The organism is Campylobacter sp. BCW_6465 (assembly GCF_001762815.1).
Classification (GTDB): domain Bacteria; phylum Campylobacterota; class Campylobacteria; order Campylobacterales; family Campylobacteraceae; genus Campylobacter_D; species Campylobacter_D jejuni.
The window spans coordinates 68,478-77,610 of record NZ_MJXN01000045.1; the positions used below are offsets into that span (position 1 = coordinate 68,478).

Annotated in this window: 8 protein-coding genes; all 8 read right to left on the reverse strand. The window is 28.8% G+C overall.

All coding sequences use genetic code 11. The annotated features are described in order from the left end of the window. Positions 1-22: 22 nt before the first annotated feature. From kpsS to AJ886_RS03350, 8 genes are read right to left on the reverse strand one after another with little or no spacing between them, the layout of a single operon-like run. On the reverse strand, positions 23-1,207 hold the full coding sequence (gene kpsS / locus AJ886_RS03315; protein WP_052782847.1) for a capsule polysaccharide modification protein KpsS: 1,185 nt from the start codon (positions 1,205-1,207) through the stop codon (positions 23-25). After that, entirely contained in the window at positions 1,204-3,273 is a 2,070-nt protein-coding gene (locus AJ886_RS03320; protein WP_070287128.1) for a capsular polysaccharide biosynthesis protein, read from the reverse strand. The genes kpsS and AJ886_RS03320 overlap by 4 nt, the downstream gene beginning before the upstream one ends. After that, positions 3,270-3,782 (reverse strand): cytidine diphosphoramidate kinase, encoded by a 513-nt coding sequence (locus AJ886_RS03325; RefSeq protein WP_002818256.1) that lies wholly within the window; start codon positions 3,780-3,782, stop codon positions 3,270-3,272. The genes AJ886_RS03320 and AJ886_RS03325 overlap by 4 nt, the downstream gene beginning before the upstream one ends. Next, complete coding sequence (locus tag AJ886_RS03330; protein WP_002825812.1) at positions 3,772-4,533, reverse strand: CTP:phosphoglutamine cytidylyltransferase; 762 nt, start codon at positions 4,531-4,533, stop codon at positions 3,772-3,774. Before AJ886_RS03330 ends, AJ886_RS03325 begins: the two co-directional genes overlap by 11 nt. A gap of 1 nt (position 4,534) precedes the next feature. Further along, positions 4,535-5,137, reverse strand: a complete 603-nt coding sequence (locus tag AJ886_RS03335; protein ID WP_070287011.1) for a gamma-glutamyl-CDP-amidate hydrolase — start codon at positions 5,135-5,137, stop codon at positions 4,535-4,537. Next, on the reverse strand, positions 5,128-7,467 hold the full coding sequence (locus tag AJ886_RS03340) for a PEP-utilizing enzyme (protein WP_070287012.1): 2,340 nt from the start codon (positions 7,465-7,467) through the stop codon (positions 5,128-5,130). The genes AJ886_RS03335 and AJ886_RS03340 overlap by 10 nt, the downstream gene beginning before the upstream one ends. 14 nt (positions 7,468-7,481) lie before the next feature. Further along, the gene (locus AJ886_RS03345) at positions 7,482-8,243 is read right to left on the reverse strand and encodes a class I SAM-dependent methyltransferase (protein WP_002859690.1); all 762 of its coding nucleotides are present in this window, start codon (positions 8,241-8,243) and stop codon (positions 7,482-7,484) included. Positions 8,244-8,295: 52 nt separating this feature from the next. Further along, a complete protein-coding gene (locus AJ886_RS03350) occupies positions 8,296-9,069 on the reverse strand; it encodes a class I SAM-dependent methyltransferase (RefSeq protein WP_070287013.1) in 774 nt (257 codons plus the stop codon). Positions 9,070-9,133 lie beyond the last annotated feature (64 nt).

The following is a 9,133-nucleotide window of genomic DNA, read 5'->3' on the forward strand; positions in this document are numbered from 1 at the left end:
TCTTAATCAAAGCTTTTTAGTCTTATTCGTCTAAAAAGAAATTTTTATAAAAATTGCCGTTGAATTGGTTAGTTTGTAAAAGATATTTCTTAAAATTACACACCAAAACAGGATTGGGTTTATAAGCATGGGCTTCACGCCAAAAAAATTGAAGTTTTTTTGGATAAGATAAGCCTTCAAAATCATAAAAAGCATTGCCACAAACCTTAGTCGGACAGCCTTCTAAAATAGCACTAAGGCCTACTGTTGAATTTATAGTAATACAACCTAAAGCCTTTCTTAAAAGAACTGGCAAGTGGGTATCATGAACATATAAAACCCTTCCCTCTACATGATATTTTTGACTTAAATCGTTTATGAGTTTAGAATAATTCTTATAACCCCTATCCATGGGATGGTGTTTAAAAACTAGATAAGATTTAGCTCTTGCATGATTTGCAAAAGAAAGTATGGTTTCCTCTATAAAGTGCTCTATGCTTTTTTTGTAATGATATTTAATTTGCGTATCACTATAAACTTGTAAAATCGCCAAAAAGTACTTTTTTTCTAAATTATAAATCTTTTCATTTAATTTTTTTTCTGTAATCTTATAAAGATACTTTCTATACAATGATCTAAACCAAAATAAAAATTCAAAAGGATATAAAGTGCGATGATGAAGTTTGTTGTTAAAAAATGGAGCCAAAATAAAAGCAAACAACCAATACAAAAAAGCATCAAAAGCCATAAATTTAAATCCACCTGGAATTTCTTTTATGCTTTCTTTGGTAAAAATATTTTGAGAAAGATAAAAATTTTTATCACGCGGTAAAGAAGAATTTGCATTGACTCCATCTTTTTCCAAAGTAATACAATAAGGCCTTAAATACCCTTCTTCAAAAATCCATATTTCAATTCCTAATTCTTTAGCCACTTTAATAGCCTTAGCATGTATAATGCGACAATCATTATACATTAAAATAGCATCGATTTTTTTACTTTGAAAAAAATCCCTATAGAAATTTTCAAGATCTTTTTCATCACACTTACACCTCGTTCCACTAGGATAGAAAAAAAAATCTCCGCCGTTAAAATTGAGTTTAAAAACTTTGGTTTGGTTTTTTTCCATTTTCATTGCAAGATGATGAAAAAAATTTCCCACAGGTCCTTGCAAGAGTAAAATATTTTTACCGCTAAATTCTTTTTTAATTTTAGTACTAAATCTCATTTCTCTGTTAAAAATTCATAAAATCTTCTTATTTTTCTAAACATAAAAGTTTTAAAATCTATTGCCAATTTTATATGTTTTTTTGAAAAATAATCTTTTTGTAAATTTAGCATTATATCTAAACAAACTTCAATTTCACATAAAGTTTTTGTTTTAGGATTTATATATCTTGGATATGTGATCAAAGCACCTGCTACAAGCTCTTCTAGGCTTAGTTTTCTTGTTCTTCTTTCGCATTTATGTTTATCTTTTGTTAAACCCCAGCCTGCATAAAAAGGCATACCATAAGTAAAAACTTTTTTAGCTCTTAAAAGAGCATCAAAACCACTTGTAGAAGTAATAGTGTGAATTTCATCAGCAATTTTTATAGCACTATCAATACTGCAATCTTTTACAATCTCATCACAAAATTCCAAGATGAGTGTTTCATCTTTTAAACCTACACGGTTGCCGCTTAACACATCAGGATGGGGTTTAAAGATGATATAAGCATCTTGATTTTTAGCACGCACCTCCTTAAGCAAATCAAGAGTAGATAAGCCAAAACCCCCTAAAATCATCGAAGCATCATCTTCAACTTGAGCAGGGATTAAAATAATCTTTTGTCCTATTTTGGCATTGATCTTTAAATTTTCATGCTTTAAGCCATTGTATTTTGAAAAGCGGTTCTCAAGTAAGATTTTTATAATATTTTTTGCCCTATTTAGCATATTTTCATCAAAAATTTCGTTTTGCAAAAGCTCTTCTAATTTACTTGCTTTATTTGGATCTATGTAAAGTCCTTTATCATCAACGATTAAAGAAAAAGGGCGCGTAAGATCAGATCCTAAAGAGATTGAGCGAATAAATCCATCTTCAACTAAAGAAATTTTGGGAGTAAAATGGAGCAAATTCTCATCTTGCGCTTTTTTTATAAGAGTAGTTTTAAGAGCGTTATAATCTATCCTTTTACCCCAAATGAAAAATTTATCATTTTCTTTAAGTTTATATCTAGCTAAAGATTTTAAAGAATTTAAAAAAATAATTTTATTATCTTTGGCTTTAAAAAAAGGCTTGATAAAATGCCTTTTCCATAAGGTAAAACCTAACATAAAAAGCCTGTTAGAATTTGCCTTTTCTATATCTTTATATTTTGCTAAAGTTTTAATAGTATCAAAAATATTACTTTTTTGATTTAAATAGGGATTAAAATACTCAGCATAAAGTATATAAGCAGCATAGAAAACTTCTTCTAAACTTCTTTTTTGCATCCTTCTTTTACGCTCTAATTTATCTTTTGTTAGACCCCAACCTGCATAAAAAGGCATACCATAACAAATACACTCACATTCTTGCATCAAAGCTTCAAAACCCATACCAGAAGTTTTGGTATAAACCTTATCAAAAAACTCAAGTAAGGCTATGGGATTAAAATTTTCAGTAATTAAAATACATTCTTTAGGTAAGGAATTTATATCTAAATCACTTTGTTTTTTACCGCTTAAAACATCAGGATGGATTTTTATATAAATTTTAGATTTAGGATTTTCTTTTACGGCATCTTTTATCATATCGACAGTTTTAAAACCTTTAGCAAGCCCAAATTCAAGTGAGGCATCATTGGCCGTTTGAGTGATGATTAAAACCCTTTTTTCATCTTTTTGAAAATAATCATCTGGAATATTAAGATTGTTGTTATACTTGCTAATTTTATATTTTTTGATAAGCTCTATAGCTTTTTTAGCTTGCTTGATTTCTTCATCTTTAAATTCATAAGTATTTAAAAGATTTTCAAGCTTTGAAGGTGCTGTTGCATCATAATAAATGCCTATATCATCTTTAACCATAGAAAAACTTGGGCTATTTTCAACCCCTAAATTTAATGAGCGGATAAATCCATCTTCTAAAAGTATGAATTTAGCCTTATATTTTTTAGCTAAATTTATAGCTTTTAAACCTGATTTTTTGCGTCCCCAGCCAAGGAAAAGATCATCTTTATTTATTTTTGAATTTTTCTTATACAAAGAAATAGTGTAAAAATTTCTAACATTAGCAATAAGTTTTTTTGATATTGAGTAATACTTCACAATGCCAATTTCTTTATTATAAGTTCAACTTTTTCTTCTAAATTATTTCGACAAGAATTATTGATCACTAAATCAGCCTCTGGTTTATCAAATTCTATATCAACACCAACTACATTATCAATTTCTTTATTTAAAGCCTTAGTATAAAGCCCTTTTTGATCTCTTTGTATTAATTCATGCATATCGCATTCTATATAAATTTCATAATAATTTTTTAATTGCTTTCTATTGTAATCATAAATCTCATTAAACATTGAAATCGTAGTGACAATAACCATCATACCTTGATCGTTTAAAAATTTTGCAAATTTAGCTCTTTTCAAAGCCATATCTATGCGACCTTGTCTATCGTATGCATAATGTCCTAATATTTCTCTTAACTCATCTCCATCGAGATAAATAAGGTTTTTATATTTTAGTTTTAATTTCTCATACAAAGCTTGACCTATAGTTGTTTTTCCACTTCCAGCTAAACCAGTAAGCCAAATAATATAAGGACTATTTATCAATTTGCACCTCTAAATCACTCATAAAATCAATTTCACACCAATTGCCATCAATTTCCACTGCTTTTGCGTTGTTGTATTTTTCAATTAAAGCTTGCAAAAAACTTGTCATGTACATATTTTCAAAATTTTTATTATCATATAAAATATCTCGATCAAGCATTTCATAAAAAGCAATAACTTCGGAAAGAAATTGATAAGAAAATTTAAAAAGTCCTATATATTGAGCTTCTATCTCATCATAGGCATTAGCTTTTTTTCCAAGTTCTATAATATAACCATTTGTCATCTTTAATGTTTCAGCATCTTCTAAAGGATTTGCAAAGCGTTTGCTCCAAAGCTTACGCCAAGACTTATCAACTACTATAGCAAGTTCTTCTTTGGCATTTATAAGCTTTTGTACGCAATCTTGAAAATAAACAATATCCGCATAAGAAATAATCAAATCTTGTTTTTCTTCTATGCATTTTAATATAAAATCTTTAGCGCAAAAAAAAGTATGAACCATATTGGTTTTATCATATTTTGAATTAATAAAAAAATGCTCGATATCATATTTATTAAGATAATTTTTTAGCACTTCGTTTAAATATCCACCCACAACAGCTATTTCATTTATACCTGCTGATTTTAAAGCTTCGATTTCATAATCTATGATTTTTTTATTCTTATACTCAACCATACACTTTGGTTGATCTTTTGTTAAAGGCATCAGCCTTGATCCAAAACCTGCTGCTAAGATAATTGCATTCATATTATTCCTTGATTAAACTAAACCACTCTTTTAAAATTTGAATATTATTAAGCCCATTTTCTCTTTCAATATGCCACATTATACCAAAAATATTTTCATACTTATGTTTAAAAGCTTCTATAGTATTATCTTTTGCTAAGCAAAGTTCTATAAGATCTTTACCTAATTTTTCAATAGCAAAATTATGAAAAGAATTACTTATAAATTTTTCTTTTGAGAAAAATACTTCATGTTTGCCTATATGATTTTCACAAGGGCTTATATGGCTGTTAAAATAATGAGCTATCATCTGAGCTCCTCTGCAAATTCCTAAAAGTGGTATTTTTTCTTTTAAACAAATTTCTATAACTTGCTTTTCATATAAATCCCTCTTTTTAGATAAAACATTGGGACTATAAAAACTTAAATCATTACCACCGCTTAATATCACAGCTTTTACTAGATGTTTATAATGAGAAAAATCTATTTCATAGCTAAGAGGAAGAGGAGTAAAATTTTTAAATAAATCTTTATTAAATAATTTTCCCCAATCCAAAGCCAAACATTCCCTTTCTTCATGATAGCTTTCGTTGCAAATAAGTCTTTGAGTAATACCTATAAACAAAATATTTGCTCACTTTCACATTCTATATTTATTTTTTTAGCTTTTAAATATTTTTCAAAATTTTCTTCTCCAACTCCTATAACAGCAGGCATTCCAAGTTCTGAGGCACGAATGGCCATATGTGAATTAGCACCCCCATAACATGTAATAAGTCCTGCTATATTTTTTGTAAATAAATAATCATATCCAGGATCTGCTGCATAAATTAAAACAATCTTTCCTTCTAAATCTTTATCATTTTCTTTCGCCGTAAATGCAGTGATGCTCTTTTGTGTAATGAAATTTGGAATAATACTATGATTATAAAAAGAAAAAATTTCATCGGCATTGCAAAGCAAAGAAGGAAGTTTTATAGCTTGTGTAAGTTCATATTCTTTTTTATTGCGATTAATTTCTTCTACAAACTGCTCTTTTGGATTTATAGAATAAAGACTAGAATAAAGATTTAAAATGCTTTTTATATCAAGATGAGCCAAATCTTCTTTTTCAATACCATAATATTTGCCTAATTCTTCTATATAAACTATAGCCTTAGAAAGCAATCTAGTGAATTCAAATTTAACGAGCTCTCTACCCTCGATAGCCTGTTTTAAAAAATCAAAAAATTCACAAGCATTAATCTCTAATCCATGTTCTCTAAGTAAAGCATTTAAAGCTTTTGTCTTTTCTTCTGAAAAAACAAAAGCTTTATCTTGTAAATAAACTTTACTATCTTTTTGATCCACATCAAAATAAAGTTCAAAATCTTCATCATATCTTGGAGATAAAATATTATAAGTTCCTGCTCTTAAGTGTCCAAAATCTTTCAAAAATTGATCTTTGTTGTGAAAATTAAGATGGTTTGTTTGTTTGCTTAAATTTTTACTCACTGTATTGAGTGAATTTAAAAAATCATCTTTTTCCTCTTTAGCTATAAAATCAATCTCAACTAAAGAATTTAAAAGTTGCATTGCTACAAATGCAGCCCTAGCCACCCCAGCAAAAGGCAATGTTCCATAACGCTTGCATTCTTCAATAAGCCAATAAATTTTATCAATTAAAGAAAAATTAGAATTAATAATGCCATCATATCTTTCTTTTAGCTTATAAGATTTTTGTATGTCTTTTAAATAAAGCCCTGATCTAGGATTAATAATCTTATTTGTAAGTTCTAATAATGAAAATTCTAATCTTTTGATTTCATTTTCATTAAAACCATGATTTAAAAGTTCTTCTAATTTTTTAGAACTATTAAAGTCATAACAAGAATAAACAATATTAAATTCAATCTTATCGTGCAATTCATGATTTTTATTAAGCTTATCTAAGTAAAAATTGACAAGTTTTTGTGCAATATTTTCATCTAATTTTTTTGGTATAAAAGAATTAAAAGATAATCTTACATCTACATAAGGAATGCCTAAAAAAGAATGGATTAAAGGATGGGATCTTAGATCTCTATAACCATAATTATCTCTTTGATACGCCCAGATATTATCCGTAATGATTTCTTTATATAAACTAAAAGCTAAACGCTTAGGTCTTAACCCTATGATTTCAGCTGGATTCCAATCAGGCATTACCCCAAAAATGGCTTTATCTCCCAAAACTCTAGATCTTGATTCTTTTAAAGACTCAAAACGTTTATAAAATCTATATAAAGCTTCTTTTGGTAAAGAATGAAATAAATTATTTTTTTCATGCATAACCAAAGGACGCACTTGTAAGCAAAAAAGTTCTTCCTTATCATCTTGAATAGCAAATGCAAATTCAACATCTAAAAAATGACAATCATATAAAACTTCTAATTCTTTTATAAGTTCTATAATTTTTTGAAGTCTAATATCTTTAAATTCTAAATAATTTCTGTAATGATAGTAAGTTTTTGCACTCTTACTGCTTCCATCTGTAATAGAGCTATTTGAACCATTTTCATCATATTGAAGACAAAAATAAGGGGAAAAATTATCTTTATCAACGCTAAAACCAACTCCACAAAGAGTAATGTTTTCAAGCATAGGTTGAACTAAAATTTCATCACTTTTTGATGGCATAGAATTGGCAACTTCATATAAAGCTTTTAATAACTCATCTTTAGAATCAGCTTTAATATTTGCCAAAGAAAGAAAAGCACCTGCATTGGAGTTTTTCATGCTATCTTCACTCAAAGAAGAACTTCTTATAATGAGTCTATTAGCCTTTAAGGTTTGAATGTCCTGTAAAACTTTATCTTCATTTGATATTAATTCTTCAAGCGAAGTTAAAACCAAAGGTAGAACTTTTGCTTTTTTTAATTTTGTTTGTAAATTTTTTAAATTTTGTGCTTTGGTTTTAAATTTTAACTCCGCCATGTTTTTCCTTAGTTTTATATTTTTTTAGCACTCCAACAACGAGTGGTATATTTTATGCTAAATTCCTTAGGAAGTCTTTGTGAAATTTTATTACTAATTTTATTAAAAAGTTCACTTCCTTCATCAGTCTCCAAATCCCAGTAAGGATTTTTAACACTCTTCCATGCATTAATATAATTTTCAATGCTTTGATGAAAATAAAAATCCTCTTCAATATAAACAATATTATCAAAAAGATCCTTTCGACTCTCTATAATTGGTCTTTGATCTTCTCTTCTTGTTCCCCTTGTATAATTTGGTACAAATTCTACAATAGTATCTTCAGCTATTTTTTGCACAGGATCGTTTAAATCCCTGTGATTCCACATACAAGAAAAATATCCCTCTGATTTTAATAAGCGATGTGCTTCCTCTAAGGCTTCATTTCTATCCATTACATTAAAACTACTACCAAAAGTCACCCAATCAAATTCACTATTTTGGAGTGTTGAGTTTAAGCCTGTTGCTCTAACCCAGTCAATCTTTTGATCCTTGGTTCTTTCTATCCCGATCTCACGCATCGCATCATTTGGTTCTACAGATACTACCTTACATCCTCTTTCTAAAAGCATAATGCTTAAATTTCCAGTTCCTGCACCGATATCAGCGACTTTAATATCTTTTTTTCCAACTAAGCTAATAAGCATATCTATAGTTTTTGGAGCATAATTTGGTCTATAGCTATAAAATTTAGCATGCTTGGTATAATCCCACACTTGTTCTACTAGTTTTTGCATTTTATTTCCTTTTTCTCATCTTTGACAAGCTTGATGAAAAAAAGGAGGTATTTTATGCTTTTCTAGCTGTCCATGCTCTTATTTTATAAGGAATCTCTATACTTTGCATATGAGAAATTTTAGCTTCTATCATCTCTAAAATTTCCTTCCATCTTTTTTCACCTGCTTGTGCTTGTATATCATTTACAGAATGCCAAGCTCCAAGATAACGCTCTTTATCCCAAAACTCTTTATAGTCACACTCCATAAAAAAGCAGTCTGTGAAATCTCCTGTTGAAACAAGAATTTCTTCCCATTTTTTAACATTTTGAGTGCCACTGCTTACACGAGCAAGATCTGGAACAATATGTTTAATCTCCTTTTCAATTTCATCAAAAACCGAACCCTCTACAATGTGGCGAGGATTCCAAATCGCAGTAAAATACCCCCCCCCTGTCAATATACGATTAAATTCTGGGAGAGATTTTTTAGGATCTGTCCAATGAAAAGAACTAGCCATGATGACCCAATCAGCTTGATTATTGCTCATGCAGGTTTCTTCGCCACTCCCTTTATGCCAAGAAATATTTGACAAATTTTGTGTAAATTTTTGCCCTTCTTCACGCATATTATCGTTTGGTTCCACAGCACTAATTTGGCATCCAAACATTTCTCCTAGCATCTTAGTAAGTTTTCCAGTTCCAGCTCCTACTTCAACAATATTTAAATCTTTTAAATTTTTATTTTTATCATTGATACAAGCTACAAGTTTTTCAAGTAAAAATGGACTATAAGCAGGTCTATTATGATAATGCTTTGCAACATCTGTAAAATCCCCTTGTTTCATATTGATTCCTTTCTCTAAATTAAAACATAATTATATCTTTATTTTTATTAATTTACAAATCTTT